Source organism: Spirosoma aerolatum (genome assembly GCF_002056795.1).
Lineage (GTDB): Bacteria > Bacteroidota > Bacteroidia > Cytophagales > Spirosomataceae > Spirosoma > Spirosoma aerolatum.
This window is the reverse complement of sequence record NZ_CP020104.1, coordinates 7,258,589-7,273,764: the sequence shown is the minus strand read 5'-3', so window position 1 is coordinate 7,273,764 and position 15,176 is coordinate 7,258,589. Positions and strand designations below refer to the sequence as shown.

12 protein-coding genes are annotated in these 15,176 nt (G+C 47.7%); 7 read left to right on the top strand and 5 right to left on the bottom strand.

Features of this window, described 5'->3' with window-relative positions; genetic code table 11:
* Positions 1-15: 15 nt before the first annotated feature.
* The 6 genes from B5M13_RS30370 (at position 16) to B5M13_RS30345 (ending at position 9,468) form a co-directional block, all read left to right on the top strand.
* Positions 16-2,085, top strand: coding sequence for a 7TM diverse intracellular signaling domain-containing protein (locus tag B5M13_RS30370; RefSeq protein WP_080059227.1), 2,070 nt, complete (start codon positions 16-18; stop codon positions 2,083-2,085).
* 29 nt (positions 2,086-2,114) lie between these two features.
* Positions 2,115-4,169: a sensor histidine kinase gene (locus B5M13_RS30365; RefSeq protein WP_080059226.1), complete on the top strand. Its 2,055-nt coding sequence runs from the start codon at positions 2,115-2,117 to the stop codon at positions 4,167-4,169.
* 468 nt (positions 4,170-4,637) lie between these two features.
* Positions 4,638-5,327, top strand: a complete 690-nt coding sequence (locus tag B5M13_RS30360) for a hypothetical protein (protein ID WP_080059225.1) — start codon at positions 4,638-4,640, stop codon at positions 5,325-5,327.
* 47 nt (positions 5,328-5,374) lie between these two features.
* A complete protein-coding gene (locus B5M13_RS30355; protein ID WP_080059224.1) occupies positions 5,375-6,556 on the top strand; it encodes an acyltransferase family protein in 1,182 nt (393 codons plus the stop codon).
* A 336-nt stretch (positions 6,557-6,892) separates the two neighbouring features.
* Positions 6,893-7,594 carry a LolA-like protein gene (locus B5M13_RS30350; protein ID WP_080059223.1) on the top strand — a complete coding sequence of 234 codons (702 nt, stop codon included), beginning with the start codon at positions 6,893-6,895 and terminating at the stop codon, positions 7,592-7,594.
* A 305-nt stretch (positions 7,595-7,899) separates the two neighbouring features.
* Positions 7,900-9,468, top strand: a complete 1,569-nt coding sequence (locus B5M13_RS30345; protein ID WP_218919468.1) for a GDSL-type esterase/lipase family protein — start codon at positions 7,900-7,902, stop codon at positions 9,466-9,468.
* Between the two features lie 109 nt (positions 9,469-9,577).
* Here B5M13_RS30345 and B5M13_RS30340 read toward each other — a convergent pair whose 3' ends face one another.
* From B5M13_RS30340 to B5M13_RS30330, 3 genes are all read right to left on the bottom strand, one after another.
* Positions 9,578-10,144, bottom strand: coding sequence for a recombinase family protein (locus tag B5M13_RS30340; protein WP_080059221.1), 567 nt, complete (start codon positions 10,142-10,144; stop codon positions 9,578-9,580).
* A 347-nt stretch (positions 10,145-10,491) separates the two neighbouring features.
* On the bottom strand, positions 10,492-10,956 hold the full coding sequence (locus B5M13_RS30335; protein WP_080059220.1) for an RES family NAD+ phosphorylase: 465 nt from the start codon (positions 10,954-10,956) through the stop codon (positions 10,492-10,494).
* Between the two features lie 9 nt (positions 10,957-10,965).
* Complete coding sequence (locus B5M13_RS30330) at positions 10,966-11,379, bottom strand: antitoxin Xre/MbcA/ParS toxin-binding domain-containing protein (RefSeq protein WP_080059219.1); 414 nt, start codon at positions 11,377-11,379, stop codon at positions 10,966-10,968.
* Positions 11,380-11,740: 361 nt separating this feature from the next.
* Here B5M13_RS30330 and B5M13_RS30325 point away from each other — a divergent pair, with 361 nt between their 5' ends.
* A complete protein-coding gene (locus tag B5M13_RS30325) occupies positions 11,741-12,595 on the top strand; it encodes an alpha/beta fold hydrolase (protein ID WP_080059218.1) in 855 nt (284 codons plus the stop codon).
* A 106-nt stretch (positions 12,596-12,701) separates the two neighbouring features.
* Here the strand turns inward: B5M13_RS30325 and B5M13_RS30320 are convergent, their stop codons facing one another.
* Together B5M13_RS30320 and B5M13_RS30315 are read right to left on the bottom strand one after the other, a co-directional pair.
* Entirely contained in the window at positions 12,702-13,382 is a 681-nt protein-coding gene (locus B5M13_RS30320; protein ID WP_080059217.1) for a VOC family protein, read from the bottom strand.
* 136 nt (positions 13,383-13,518) lie between these two features.
* Entirely contained in the window at positions 13,519-15,159 is a 1,641-nt protein-coding gene (locus tag B5M13_RS30315; protein WP_080059216.1) for a carboxylesterase/lipase family protein, read from the bottom strand.
* Positions 15,160-15,176 lie beyond the last annotated feature (17 nt).

Below are 15,176 nucleotides of genomic sequence, written 5' to 3'. Positions count from 1 at the left end.
TTCAATCCACCACTCATGAAACGACTACTTCTAACACTTGTACTGTGTTTATTCGGGCTGGCTACCCACGCTCAGATGTTGGTGCTGAACGATTCGCTGAAAACTTACTATCTGCAAGACTTTGCCGAGGCCGTGGAGCTTGCGCCAGGTCAAGCCACCATCGACTCGCTCTTGAAGCACCCGCAGAAGTATGCGTTTGTGCCAGTGAAACAACAGATGCCTACCTGGGAGAAAGGAAAGGTTTGTTGGCTACGGTTAAGGGTGACCAATGAGCTAAACGCAGATCTGTTCCTGCACTTTCCGATCTTCAATAACCCGCAGGTATTAGTTTATACCGTTTCTAATAACCGTGTGGTGGGAAGCCAAACTTTTAGGGGGATCATAGCCCGGCCTTCGGACAGCTACTATAACATCCGGCGCGTTTGTCTGCTTCGAATTCCAATGGCCCAAACCCATACTGTTTACATTAGTTTGGGAGAATCCGGTTATTCTGCGTTTCATGCCACTCTACAGTCGAGTCTGGCACTTACCAAAGAGTTGCAGTGGCAAGACCTGATAGCGGGACTATTCTGCGGCTTCGTGCTGATGGTTATTATATACAGCTTATTGCTGTATCTGAGGCTGGGCGATAAGGCCAATTTAATCTACATGCTTTGGGTATTGTTAGTTGCCTGGAATGGTCTGAGTTTTTACAACCACATGGCTACTTATTGGCCCTGGCTCCACAATACAGGTGGTCATTATGCCCTTGTTTGGGCTTATGCGAATACCCTGGTGCATCAGTTGTTTGCCATTTCGTTTTTATCCTTGCAGCAGCGTTCGCCTGCCTTGTATCGGCTCAGTTTACTGGTAATAGCGTTTGATATAGTGGCAATGGGGCTTTTTCTGACTGACAACGCACCTGATATTTTTTTAAATTTATTTTTGGTAACTGATTCTTTGTATTGTTTGGTCGTCGGTATCATCAGTTACCGGAAGGGCTTTAAGCCGGCATTATACTTTGTGTTAGGTAATCTGGCGTTTTACGTTTTTATGCTTTTCACTGTCCTGATGGTGGTGGCCATTTACCCCATGAATTTCTGGACCTATAGCAGTAGTTATTTTGGACTGATTGTTGAAATTCTCTTCTTTACATTCGGCCTTAGCTACAAAGTCAACCTGCTCAAAAAGCATCAGGACGAGGCCATACAAGAGCAACTTCGGCTAACCCAAGAAAACCAGCAATTAGTCGAAACCCAAAACCGGGTGCTGGAAGAGAAAGTCGAGCAACGCACCGCCGAGCTACAGGAGTCACTTACAACCCTAAAAGCAACCCAAGCTCAACTCATCCAGAAAGAGAAACTCGCCAGCCTGGGTGAGCTGACAGCCAGTATCGCCCACGAGATTCAGAACCCCCTCAACTTCGTCAATAACTTCTCTGAGGTCTCTGCTGAGTTAGTGGACGAGTTGGAAGAAGAAGCTGATGCGGGTCATACCGAAGAGGTAAAAGCCATTGCTGGAGACCTGCGCCAGAATCTCCAAAAGGTCGCCCACCACGGCCGACGAGCCAGCGCCATCGTCAAAGGCATGCTCGAACACTCCCGCGCCAGCACCGGCGAGAAACAACCCACTGACCTCAACGTCCTGGCCGATGAGTACCTACGCTTGGCTTATCAGGGATTACGAGCCAAAGACCAGCGCTTTAGCTGTGAACTCAAAACAGACTTGGCTGCTGATCTACCCACTGTGTCGGTGGTTCCTCAGGACATCGGCCGGGTCTTGCTCAATCTCTACAACAACGCCTTCTACGCCGTTCGTCAAAAGCAACAAACCGCCCCATCGGATTATCAGCCCACTGTGTGGGTCAGTACGCGCCAGGAGCCAGGGCGAGTGGTGATTTGTGTGCGGGACAACGGCACAGGCATCCCCGATGCAGTGAAAGAGAAAATCTTCCAGCCCTTTTTCACCACCAAGCCTACGGGCGAGGGAACCGGACTGGGGCTGAGTCTGAGTTATGACATTGTGACCAAAGGCCATGGAGGCACGATGACGGTGGAGAGCCAGGAAGGGGAAGGAACTCAGTTTATCATTACGCTGCCTGTTTGATGCTTACCTATCCTAATCGACCATTCTGCATGAAACGACTACTCTTTACCCTTTTACTAAGTCTGCTGAGCATGGCTTCTGCTGCGCAGTCCGTTATTGTAAACGACCCAGACCAGACATACTCTCTCTTTGATCATTTTGTCGCACTGGAAACCCAGCCGGGACAACTTACCATCGATTCGCTATTGCAACACCCCGAGCGTTACCGCTTCGATCCCATAGGTAGCCATATAAACCCTGAGAAATCCTATTGGTTGCGTATCAATCTGACCAACAATACCCCAAATGATTTCTTCTTGCGTGTGCATTCCTTCGGGAACGATATACTGGTTTGCGAAGCGACTGGTAGAACCCTTTTTCAGCAAATCCACCAAAAGCGGTCAGCTACACCTGCGGAATTGGCTTTCCGGCATAGCCGAAACATTTTCCCCTTACAAGCCCGTGGAGGACAAACGCATCAGCTTTACATCTACATCAACCAAGAGTTCACGATGCCTAACTTCCAAATTTGCGGTGCGCTTCCGATGGCCCATCAACTGCATATAGAAGACTGGACCTACGGAATTTATTATGGATTTGCCTTGCTGATGGCCTTATACAGTCTTTTGCTATTTGTCCAGTTAAGAGATCGTGATAACCTCATGTATAGCATTTGGGTGTTGAGTCATGGCTTTAATATAGCCTTGTCAGCAGGGCTAACCATTGAATGGCTGGGGACCTGGCAGACTGTAATGCAGCGGTTTGGATGGGTAACGACAACTATTAGTATACTCCTCATTATTCTCTTTACGATGTCATTTTTGTCAGTTAGGCAATACGCTCCTTGGCTTTACCGCACCGGACAGGTTATGGTTGGGGTACTCTGTGTTAGCTTAGTTGTCCTCACCCTGGTGGCTATAGGTATTGTTGATTTTCCTTTAAATTACTTTTTCACCATCAATTACACTTCCTCATTTATTTATGTCTTACTTACTGCGATAGTGGTTTTACGACGAGGAAACAAGGCTGGCTGGTTTTTACTTTTGGGTCATCTTGCTTTATTCGCAAGCGTTTATGCCCGTATCATAGAAATTTTTCCTTTTGGCTTTTGGCAGACTTTCAGTGTTATCATAGGGTCTGCCGTTGAAATGCTTTTCTTTACCTTGGGTCTTAGTTACAAAGTTAACCTGCTCAAAAAGTATCAGGACGAAGCCATCCAAGAGCAACTACGTTTAACCAAAGAGAACCAAGTACTCATCGAAACCCAGAACCGGGTGCTGGAAGAAAAAGTTGAGCAGCGCACCGCCGAACTCAAAGCCTCTCAGGCTCAACTCATCCTGAAAGAGAAACTGGCCAGCTTAGGTGAATTGACGGCGGGCATAGCCCATGAGATCCAGAACCCACTCAACTTTGTCAACAACTTTGCCGAAGTCAGTTCCGAATTAGTTGACGAACTACAGGAAGGTCCATTACAGGCAATCGCCATTGCCGAAAAGGCGTATGCAGAAGACGTGATTAAGGATCTTCGACAAAATCTGCAAAAAATCACCCATCATGGCCGTCGAGCAGAAGCCATCGTAAGAGGAATGCTTGACCACTCGCAGGCAAGTAGTAGCGAAAGACAGCTCACCGATCTTAATAAATTAGCCAATGACTATCTACGATTGGCATATCAAGGGTTCCGCACCAAAGACAGCTCCTTCAACTGCCAGTTAGTAACGTCATTTGACTCAAGCATTCCCGCTATCTATCTGAATAATCAGGATATTGGTCGTGTATTGCTAAATCTGTACAACAATGCTTTTTACGCCGTTCGGCAACGAGAAAAGCAAAAAGCCATTAGCTACCAGCCGATGCTGGAGGTGAGTAGTTACGCTCAAACTGGCTATGTGGTCCTACAAGTCAGGGATAATGGCTTGGGTATACATGATTCGATTAAAGATAAACTGTTCCAGCCCTTTTTTACGACTAAGCCCCCAGGCGAAGGTACAGGCTTAGGCCTCAGTCTCAGTTATGACATTGTTACCAAAGGGCATTCCGGAGCTTTACTAGTGGAAAGTGACGAAGGTGACGGAGCCGCATTCACGGTTCAATTGCCGATTTAATCCATCAGGAAACTGTACGGTACAAACGATAAAGAAAATCTTCCTATTACCGAAAAGTAGCAGCTTTTGACCTAAAAGTGAAAGCTTTACGATGACCTCTGGACGACCTTTGTTCTGTCCAAAGCGGGTAGGCATGTGCCTTCTCAGTTGAAAACGTAACGTCAGGATAAGCCTTGGCGTTACGCCAGCAATCTCGATTTTACGTCCCCGCTATTGGTTAATTGTTTATCCAAAACGAACTCATATTAACCAACCAAACCCCAGTAGTAATGCAGGCCAATCAATCTAAATTACCGTATTGGATTATCCGTATACTGACTATCGTTAGCTTTTATGCACTCGCTTACTGGGTAAGTCATTCGCTTCTGAAGAATTGAAGAAGTTACCCCAAAGCCCTTTGTTCTGTTCGAAACGGGTAAGCCCATCCCTGATTTTTTCAAACCCCATCATCTAACTTTTAAAGCAAACATGAAAACACTCGTCAATTTCCTACTCTTAATTACCATTTTCTGTATGACCACGACAGCCAACGCCCAAAATCTAACCACTGCCGATCAGGTGCTGGCTGCTTACTTCAAAGCGTTGGGCGGAAAAAAAGTATTGGCTACTCTCAAAGATCTCTCAGGCGAAGCCGTTATGGGAACCAATGTTTTTGTGACGATGAAGTATAAGGCTCCTCTAAAAGCGTTAATCATTTCCGATAATGACAAAGGGCAGACGTTATACAAAGGAGTTGCCGATGGTCAGAACGTTTCAATTGAGATGGGGACTAACAAGGTGCCACTCAGCCTGGCCCTGATTGAGCGCGGGCTGTTTACCTACCAGATCATGCCTGAGTTGTACTTCGACAGGAAAGGAGTGAAATCGATCTTCGCCGGTAAGGAAACCGTCGATGGCAAAGAAACCTACAAACTGATCCATACTATTCCCGACGGCCTAAGCTGGTATACCAACTACGACACCCAAACGGGACTGAAAGTGCAGGTGGTCGTTCCCAACCCAACGGACAAGGGCGAGGAAATCACCCGCTACGGCGATTACAGGGTGGTCAGTGGCATCAAACTACCGTTTATGATGTACCCAGGAACGGGAACCATGACCATCAAAGCATACCGGGTCAATACGGGCCTCAGCGACGCCGAGTTCGTGGTGAAATAAGAGAGCCGATCTGTTCATAATACCATCCTATTTTACATTCTATCCTAATGGAAACCACTAACCTGCAAACGAGCGAACGCATTTATGGGCTCGATGCCTTACGGAGTATCATGATGCTATTGGGTATTGTCATACATGGTTCCCTGGCGTATCTCGCAACCAACTATAATCTATGGCCCCTGCGGGACTCTGTCAATAGTATATTATTTGACCTGACTTCTGGCTTTATTCATAGCTTTCGGATGCCCATATTTTTTGTTGTCTCCGGCTTTTTCTGCGCCCTGCTACTTTATAAAAAAGGGCCCAATACGATGCTAGTCAACCGCTTCAAGCGGATTGTTCTGCCTTTATTAGCTTTCACACTACTTATTGATCCGCTGGAGGCTTTCGTTTTTGCCTACTCAGGTGCGAAACTTATACATACGCCCTCCCCCGTTCGAGTTGGCTGGGAAGCGGTTATGGCTGGCAAATTTCTACCCTTTTACCTAGGCCACTTATGGTTTTTATATTTTTTAGCCCTTTATGCGGTTATTGCCTGGTTGCTAATACAGGCAGCTCAAAAAGCAGAAACGTATACCATTACCGTTAGAAAACTTTCCTCAACTGTGCTTCAACGTTTCTGGTTACGTACGCTATGCCTGGGCGCACTCTATTTTCTATGTCTTTACTGGCAGCAAAGCCCCTATCTGCTAACCAGTTTTGGGTGGATCGTTACGCCATCGGTATTTATCACCTATCTCCTCTTTTTCGGGCTAGGCTGGATCATTTATACCACTAATAGCCTGTCTAAGCTGGCTTACTATCCGATTTTTCAGGTAAGTGCTGCCACTTTTCTTTTTCTAGCGCAGTGCATTATCCAATGGCCCTTAACACCTACAGCGCTGGCTCTTAAAATAGCTCTTTCCGCTCTGTACACACCTTTATTTGTATTTGGCTTCCTGGCCTTTTTCCTGACGTATTTCAATCAGTATTCAGCTCGCTTAAGTTATTTGATGGATGCTTCGTATTGGGTATATATCATTCATCTGCCGGTTATTGCGTTCATCGTCGGGCTACTTTTCGATTATCCATTATCTGCCTTCTTAAAGTTTACCATTACTTTTTCAGCTACCAGCATCATTTGCCTGGTGAGCTATCACTACCTGGTAAGAGGCACCTTCATTGGCCTGTTCCTGAATGGAAAAGTACATAAACAAAAAAAAATTACTCCCGAAAAAGTGGTGGCTTAACTGGATTGGAGTAGTGCCTTTACTGATATGCAAAGAGCCCTAACCTATCCCTGTTTAAACGTATGCTACGAATACTTATTGACAGTTATTAAAATAAACCATCTATTAAAACGCCGGAATCACGGATACCCAAATCTCACGTCGGAGCCTTTCCTGAGGCGGTCCTGTCTAACTCCATCAGTAGCATGCAAGGAACCCAACACATTCATAACTAGAAGTTAACTTAAATCATTAGGTTAGCCCAGGGTTACAAACTATTCTATTCATTTTTTGCATTATGAAAGCATAAAAATATATTTGATCTTGTATTTTAACCATTTACATATCACCAAATCCATGAAACCGTTACTTCTTGTAGTAGCCTTATCCACAGCCTATTCGCTTACCGCTACCGCCCAGCAAAATCCCTCCGCTGATGAGGTGATTAACAACTACATTAAAGCCCTCGGAGGGAAAGAGGCCCTAGAAAAGATCAAAGACATTAGTGCTCAAGCCACTATCTCTACTAACAGTGCAAGTAACCAGCAAATTTGGAAGTACAAGATACCCGACAAAAGGCTGGTTGTCATCAACGACGAAACCGGGAAAATCATCTACCGGCAGGTTATCGATGGCAAACAAATGACGGCTAAATTAGGGGATAACCCCCTGCCAACTAAACCGGCAGATCGACAACTTGAGCTGCTAACCGGTCTGTGGATACCAGAGTTGTACCTCAAGAAGTATAACCTCAAGTACACGCTGACAGGTACAGAAGCCATCAAGGGCAAACAAGCCTACAAGATTGCTTACACCCTGGCGGATGGAACACCGCTTTGGACTTCTTACTATGACACCCAAGGCGACCTGTTGGTAAGAATAGTCTATGCGTATCAGGATGGTCCTCTGACGATGGACATAAGCGACTATCGAGCTGTAAATGGGATTCAGCTCCCGTATCAGTCGATCGATACGAACTCAACTGGGCAATACGTAAACCAAGTGAGCAAATATGAATTTAATACTGGCCTGAGCGACGAGGAGTTTGTCGTTAAGTGAACCCCGTTCTACTTTCAGTATCCAGCAATCATCTGCGCTACCCAACGTGTAACACGGTCCGCCCTGCGTCTGTTACAAATCAACAGGCGGATAGGCCATCAACTCTTTTGGCGATGGGGACGGTTTATTACCGTGCCTTCGGCTTCAGTCCAGTTTGTCGTCAACCTAGTTCAAGGCTCGGAGGTTAAGACAAGATGTCCGACTCTATGTTATGTTTTATCAAACCCAGTAAATACCCGGTTGGACAGGTAAGTCCAGATGATTTGTCTTATAAAATTTTTTACCGCAAAAAACCCTTTCCACTCATGCAATTTCGTCTCGTTTGGTTACTTCTTCTGATGACTACCTGTTCGTTCGGACAGACTAAAGTAATCCGCCTATACGACAACAAGGCCCCGGGTTCAGAAACCTGGAATTGGGCTGAACAATCCGATGATAGCCAAATCGCCAACACTAAAATTGTTTACAATGTGGTTGAGCCCACACTCACAGTGTTTCCAGCCCAGGGCATTAATACCGGTACTGCCGTTATCATTGCACCGGGTGGGGCGCTGGCTTTTTTATCAATTAACTCGGAAGGCAATGAAGTAGCTCAATGGCTGAGTAAAAAAGGCGTGACTGCTTTTGTGTTGACGTATCGGGTGGCCCATACAATCGACCCCATAAAGGTTTTAAAAGCGGTAGCGTCTTCCCCCGCAAAATTCGACTCTCTTGTTTCGCCGATTATACCTTTGGCGATGAACGATGGCTTGTCAGCCGTTGCCCATGTCCGAAAAAACGCGGCTATGTATGCGATAAATCCGAATCGGATCGGCTTAATGGGGTTTTCGGCAGGTGGAGGCGTTACGATGTCGGTTGCCTACAATGCCAATGCCGAAAGTCGACCTGATTTCATTGCACCCATCTATGCCTGGGATAAGAATATTGTAGGCAATCGGGTGCCCAGCCATAAAATGCTTGCTTTTATAGCTGTCGCTTCTGACGACGAGCTGAAGCTAACATCCACCAGTATTGATATTTATACCAAGTGGATTACGGCCAAGCAGTCGGCTTCGCTTCACATTTACCAGTCGGGAGGTCATGGATTTGGCATGAAAAAGCAGGATAAAGCGTCGGATGGCTGGATCGATCAGTTTGGCGATTGGCTAGGAGCAAATGGATTACTGTGGCCCGAGCAACCTACCGGCCTCTTGAAAGGGGTTACCTACGGGATGTACAAAAAATACCTGCAGGCCCAGGAGGAAGCACAGCGGATGGATTGGGCTAACCGAAACCGGTACGCTGGCGATAATGCGCTGGTAGCTCCCCTGAAGGCGGGTGAACAGCGAATCGTTTTTATGGGTAATTCCATTACGGAGTTCTGGTTAAGAACCGATAGTAGTTTTTTTACCGGAAAACCCTATATCAACCGGGGTATTAGCGGTCAGACCACCTCGCAAATGCTGGTCCGCTTCCGGGACGATGTCATTGCCTTAAAGCCCAAAGTAGTGGTCATCTTGGCCGGTATCAATGACATTGCCGAAAACACCGGACCCATTTCCCTGGAAAGTGTATTGGGCAATATCGTTTCGATGGCCGAACTGGCTAAGACGAACGGGATTCGTGTGGTGTTGTCTTCCGTGCTTCCGGCTTATGATTTTCCCTGGCGTCCTGGACTACAACCGGCGGAAAAAGTCGTGAAGCTTAACCGTCTGTTAAAGGCTTACGCCGATACGAATAAGCTAGTGTATGTCGACTATTATACGCCCATGGTGGACGCCCGGAAAGGCTTGCAAGCGGCCTATACGCAGGACGGCGTTCATCCGACTTTACCAGGTTATAAAGTAATGGAGCCGCTGGTGGAAAAGGCCATCGCCGATGCCTTAGCACGATGACCAAGAGCACATTAATTAGTAGAAAGGGAGTAAGCCTATTGAAGTTGTCACCCAATAAAAAAACCAGGGAATTGGTATGGTTTCAAACGCCCATTTTATGAAGCAACCGTTATTTTATTTCTTTCCAGGCTAAGTAACGGTAAACTGTCGCTCGGCTTAGATGAAATAATTGGCTAATCTCTAAAATTGTATGGGTTTTAAGAGCGTACATTGTCTTTACGGCTCGGGCCTTTACTTGGGCTTCGGCAGAAAGTCCTTTCGGACGGCCGCCTATTCGTCCCCTAGCCCGTGCTGCGGCCAAACCGGCTATGGTACGCTCGCGGATTAAATCCCGTTCAAATTCGGCTAGTGAAGCAAATAGATTAAACACTAAACGACCCTGTGCCGTAGTAGTATCAATAGCGTCATTTAGGCTGCGGAAACCAATTTCTCTAGCTTGAAAGTCATTGATCAACGTGAAGAGTTCTTTGAGCGATCGGCCCAAACGGTCGAGCTTCCAAACAATGATCGTGTCACCTTCCCGAACAATCTCTAGTAGCTTCTGAAGCTGTGGGCGTGCTTTAACCGATGACACTTTTTCCTGAAAGATTTTGTGACAACCTGCTTTTTTGAGGTCATCTAATTGAAGAGCTAAGTTTTGATCTTGTGTGGAAACGTGGGCATAGCCAACTAACATAATATTATCTCAACAAAGGGCGAGTGCTTCAGAATTAATGGCAGCTATCCATAGGCTGCAATAGAGAACTAGTATAGACAGGCCTGACTAATAAGTTACGGGCTTGTCCTTGTTTTGGGAAGATGCAGTTAAGAGTCCGTCAGTTGCGTTGACTCAAAAAATGTCTTTTTTTACCCTTTTCAGAAGTGAATGGAAACAATCACTCTGCCCTGAGCAGAAGCCGCTTAGACACAAAATCGGTAATGGTTAAAGCCTATACGCTTATATTGAACAGGACGGGGCTGTTTTAGATACGCATGAATTGATTTCAATTTGTTTATCCATTTATAAATGGACTTTTGGGTTGACTAGGCCCGCCAAAGCCGATGATCCACAGGCTGAATCTCTTGGCTGATTACTCTAATTTGATCGAATAACGGATGGGCCGGATGTAACAACACATTGTAGGACAGGGGGACCAGCACCGATGGAATGGCTACTCCAAGTCGATCTGGGTCTGCTAACCAGTCTATGAGCCATTCCTGAGTGCGTTCATAAGTTTGTTCCTGCCAGTATTCCGGCAGTTCATCTCGACGAATGTATCGAATATCATCTGGAACCTCCACCGAAAACACCCAGTAAGTGGGTAGGTCTTCATAACGGACTGAGGGCGCATGAGCTAAGGTTTCGACCAGACCCAGTTCAGGGGTTGATGTGACATAGAGTACACCGACCCCTTTGGGGTTCCAGCGCCCCCCAAATAAGCGGCTTCCTTCCGTAGAAAGCGGTGTATGCCGATACTTATCCCGAATGATACGGTAGAGAAGACTCATCAGCAAAAGCTAGGCGGGTAAGCCATAATCTAACCGTCCTAATACATCATCCGCCAGCCCAAAGCCGGTTACCGTATCCAGTAATTGAAGCGGGGATTGATTGGCTAGTTCCCGAATGGGGGTTCGTAACCAATGTAAAACGGTGGTTTTTCGTCCTTCAAAGGTATCTAGCGCATGTACCAACAGGTTCTTGAGGAGCAGAAGCCGTTCCGAAGCATCCACACGTACACGTTGCTCAGCTTTCAGCCGATGCAGATTACGTGGAGTCATATTGAGGGCATAGGCCATTTCCCGATCGGTTAGTCCGACCAGAGCCGCGACTTCATCGACTTGCGCACGTAGCATACCCTGTCGTGATGAGTCAATCACACCAAACGGTGAGGATCGAGTCAGGCTTGCGGCTTGGTAAGTTGAAGTAGCCATATACTAAGAGAACTATGTCACAAACATAAGTGAAACATGTCACCTTCGCAAGTCGTTCAGCTTGCCACTTATATTTTCCCGATAAGGGGAATGGGTTCCGTCCAGGCTATTTTGTTATATAGCTTTAAGCTAACAATACGCTTCTACTTTATCGAACAATGTCCCGTCTCAGTTAGGAGCATTTTTTGCGACATCTCAACACCAAAGAAAGCACCCTATGAGAAGACCTCACTAAGTCAGCACAGCTTTCTTAGTGAGATGAATTTTGTTGGTGAACCACTAAGTGGTCTTTCAATAAGGTCATGTTTATGGATTTTTGTAGGCCTATGCATCTCCATGAGAAAAGTATTTTTATCCGATTATGATGAAGTGGTTATGTGTATGGCTTCTCTTGATTAGTGCACCCCTGTGTTACGGACAGGATGGGTTTATTGCCGGTTCCACAAAACTTGCCTTTTGGCGAGTTGGCCAAAAGGCAACCACTGTCATTGTCTTACATGGTGGGCCTGGAGCTACCCATCAGTACCTACGGCCTGAATTTGATGCCTTAAGCCAGACTGCCCAGGTCATCTACTACGATCAACGAGGCTGCGGCAAAAGCGCCCCGGCTTCCTCCTATACCTGGCAAGATCACCTGGCCGATCTGAAACGACTGAAAAATACCTTGGCCAAAAATCAGCAGGTATTCCTGGCAGGTTCTTCCTGGGGCAGTTTTTTAGCGATTCTTTATGCCTATACCTATCCCCAAGATGTTAAGGGGGTAATTCTGAGCGGAACGGTTACCTGGACAGGGCAAGAGGAAGAATATCATCGGGACACTCTGCTGACCAAGCGGGTCGTCAAATCCCAAAAAGGCTCAATCGGTGAGACAGGGCTGGTGAGTCGGCAAACCCCAGGCGGTGTCAGTCAACAAGACACGGTTAGCATATCTAAAGAGATTGAGCTTACTTCGGGCTTACCACAATACGAACCCGTAATGAGTATGGTATCTGCCCCGAAGGCTGCACGCTTAAAGCAGATCAACGTGCCGATTTTATTGTTTAACGGCTCCAAAAGTGTCCATTTTGATGGAGCTAGAGAATATCTGGAGTTGTTTCCCCATGTCCGGGTGCAAACGGTAGGTGATGCGGGTCATGACCCTTGGTTAAGAGATCCGAAAGTGTTTTTTTCGATTTGTAACGAGTTTATTAGGGACAATACAGAAAGGTCTAAGTAGCTTGCTAATAGGTTCGTTAATACATTAAGGATGAAGCCTAATCGTCTCATCTATGAGCGTTTGGTGCGAAACCTACATCTGTACTCTCTGACCCCACAGGTGCTGGTTACCAGCTAATAATGAGGGGAATCAAGTCCGTAAAGTCTTGGCGCTCGCCTTGGTTACCACCGTCAAATTCTAAGGCAACTACATACGACTCCCCCAGGCGCGTATCCACCTTGCTTTGCCCAACAACCTTTTGCATTGCGGGCGATAATTCATTGCCTGGAACGGGTAAGGTCAAGGTCACTTTCGTCAGTTTCTGATACCCTTTTGCGTGGAGCAATGGCTGCTGCTTTTCTACCGGATAATCCTGAGGAGCCAGACCAAAAAAGGGCATTTCAAACAACATTGGCTCGAAAGCAAAAGCCTCATTGGAAGCTATATGGGCATACTGGCCTTCAGGCAGATAGTCCGAGTAGTAGCGCCAACCAGCCTCAAAGGCTAAGCTGAGCGAAGGACCAGCTGGCTGTGGTGTGCGAAAACAAAGGCCAAAGGGGCAATACCTAGTGAGCTTATACTGGGATCGTTCCCACAGGTTGGTTCTTTCTAAAAGTGGACTTTTCACTTCCTCTTCATCGACTATCCACACTAACTCTAGATACGCATTTTGGAAAAAGAAGCGTCGGCAGGCGGTTCCCTGCCCCGGATGGACATTGGCGGATCCTTCGCTGAGGCCAAACGTGGTTAGCCTGGTAGCGACCTGGTGTGCCTGGTGCGTAAAGATAAAAATATGGTCGAGTTCCATAGTAGATGGGCTTTTACCAAGAAATTGATGATAACCCCCTAATCGACAAAATGCCTACTTAATTAACGATCAATAGCCTCCATCTAACTCTGGAGGTAGTGTTCCGAATTATTGGTGATTCCATACCGGGAGTGCATCAGGGTCGAATTTCACCCTCTTGGCGGGCTAGCCGATCCAGGGCATTGTAATACCGATCCCGTAAACCTTGGCGAGCCCGGATGGGAATACCCAGGTCCTGATAGGCATTCGTCGTTGCCTTGTAGAGCGGCCAATAGGGCCATTTGCCTTTCCCCTTAGGTTCATTTGGACTACCCCACTTAGCAAACGTGATCCAGTAATCACTCAATGCATCGGCAAGCCTGGCGTCATCCGGGGTTCGTCCTTCATTGACAAAGGCTGTCCACTGGGTCGGTTCAATACCAAACACAAACGGCAATTCGGAGGTATGAACAGCGGGAATCCGATGACCCGAGGCATCCGTTGAAACCCGGGTAAACTGGTAGAGATATGCTTGGCCACCTGTACTTGTTACCAACCGAGCCAGGGCACGAGCCGGTGCCCCAAATCCCAGATCACCCACGAGCTGCTGTGATTGGGCTACGATCTGAGCCGTATCCTTAACCGGATATAAGCTGGCCAACGTCCCGGTGGTATCGCCTAAGTCGCCCGGACCCAGTAGGTTATAGTAGTCAGAAAGGCTTTTGGCCGGTGCGTGTGGCTGGAAAAGAATGCCTTCGTCGGCCGTTGTCCCCACCAAAATGGGAACCTGGTTCCAGCGGCCCTGGTGGATGGCTTTATCGAGGGGTAAAGGGAGTACCCACCCATCCACGACCGGACCAAACCAGACCTGATAGCCTCGCAATGGCCTCTGGTGGGGACGGGGGTAGGCAGCCACCAGTCGCTCGGCAGTCATCGAACGCAGTGCCGAGGCCGCCGACGCATCCTGACCGGCCACGCCGAGCGTTTTAGCACCCACCAGGGCCAGCGCTTCCGCTTTTTGACGAGTAATAATTCCATTGTGTAGCCCGGTTCCACTCTGTAGAATGGCCCGGTGAAAAAGCCCTTTAGCCAGGGGGCAAGCCAGGAGCGCTCCCACCGCAAACCCACCGGCCGATTCTCCAAAGATGGTCACCTGGGCTGGGTTACCTCCAAACTGAACAATATTTCGGTGCACCCACTGTAGGGCTGCGATCTGATCCAAAAGACCATAATTGCCGCTACGCTGATGCGGTGATTCAGCTGCCAGGGCCGGATGGGCCAAATACCCCAACGCACCCAACCGGTAGTTTAGGGTGACCACCACGACGCCTTTACGGGCCAAAACACGGCCATCGTAGCCCCGGGCACTTCCTCCCAGATACCCTCCGCCATGAATCCAAACCATCACGGGACGAGTAGGGTGCTTTGTGGTGCTCGTAAATACATTGAGGGTCAGGCAATCTTCGCTGGTAGGTCCCCAATCTGACGATTGTTGGGGACAAGCGGGGCCGTACTCGGTGGCTAACCGCACCCCTTTCCAGGAAGGTGCCCGAAAGGGAGGCTGCCAGCGGCGGTTGCCGATGGGAGCCGTCGCATAGGGAATCCCCCGATAAATGGTAACGCCACTGGTATCCAGAACGCCTTTTACGGATCCGGTTTCAATCCTTACCAGGGAATCGGTTTCAGCAGCGGCAGGCCAAGTCCTGAATGGGTCAACCCACGATCCGTTCTCCCCTCGATCGGTGAGCAGAAGCCCCGGAAAAACAAACCACCAGCAAAGGGTTAGTAGTGTTCGCATCGGAAGAAGAGGATAGC

Excerpts from the sequence above, each read along its gene's own strand:
- B5M13_RS30350 (WP_080059223.1), top strand. The coding sequence starts at position 6,893 with ATGAAACCGTTACTTCTTGTAGTAGCCTTATCCACAGCCTATTCGCTT.
- B5M13_RS30320 (WP_080059217.1), bottom strand. The coding sequence starts at position 13,382 with ATGGAACTCGACCATATTTTTATCTTTACGCACCAGGCACACCAGGTC.
- B5M13_RS30370 (WP_080059227.1), top strand. The coding sequence starts at position 16 with ATGAAACGACTACTTCTAACACTTGTACTGTGTTTATTCGGGCTGGCT.
- B5M13_RS30325 (WP_080059218.1), top strand. The coding sequence starts at position 11,741 with ATGATGAAGTGGTTATGTGTATGGCTTCTCTTGATTAGTGCACCCCTG.
- B5M13_RS30330 (WP_080059219.1), bottom strand. The coding sequence starts at position 11,379 with ATGGCTACTTCAACTTACCAAGCCGCAAGCCTGACTCGATCCTCACCG.
- B5M13_RS30340 (WP_080059221.1), bottom strand. The coding sequence starts at position 10,144 with ATGTTAGTTGGCTATGCCCACGTTTCCACACAAGATCAAAACTTAGCT.
- B5M13_RS30335 (WP_080059220.1), bottom strand. The coding sequence starts at position 10,956 with ATGAGTCTTCTCTACCGTATCATTCGGGATAAGTATCGGCATACACCG.
- B5M13_RS30360 (WP_080059225.1), top strand. The coding sequence starts at position 4,638 with ATGAAAACACTCGTCAATTTCCTACTCTTAATTACCATTTTCTGTATG.
- B5M13_RS30345 (WP_218919468.1), top strand. The coding sequence starts at position 7,900 with ATGCAATTTCGTCTCGTTTGGTTACTTCTTCTGATGACTACCTGTTCG.
- B5M13_RS30355 (WP_080059224.1), top strand. The coding sequence starts at position 5,375 with ATGGAAACCACTAACCTGCAAACGAGCGAACGCATTTATGGGCTCGAT.
- B5M13_RS30315 (WP_080059216.1), bottom strand. The coding sequence starts at position 15,159 with ATGCGAACACTACTAACCCTTTGCTGGTGGTTTGTTTTTCCGGGGCTT.
- B5M13_RS30365 (WP_080059226.1), top strand. The coding sequence starts at position 2,115 with ATGAAACGACTACTCTTTACCCTTTTACTAAGTCTGCTGAGCATGGCT.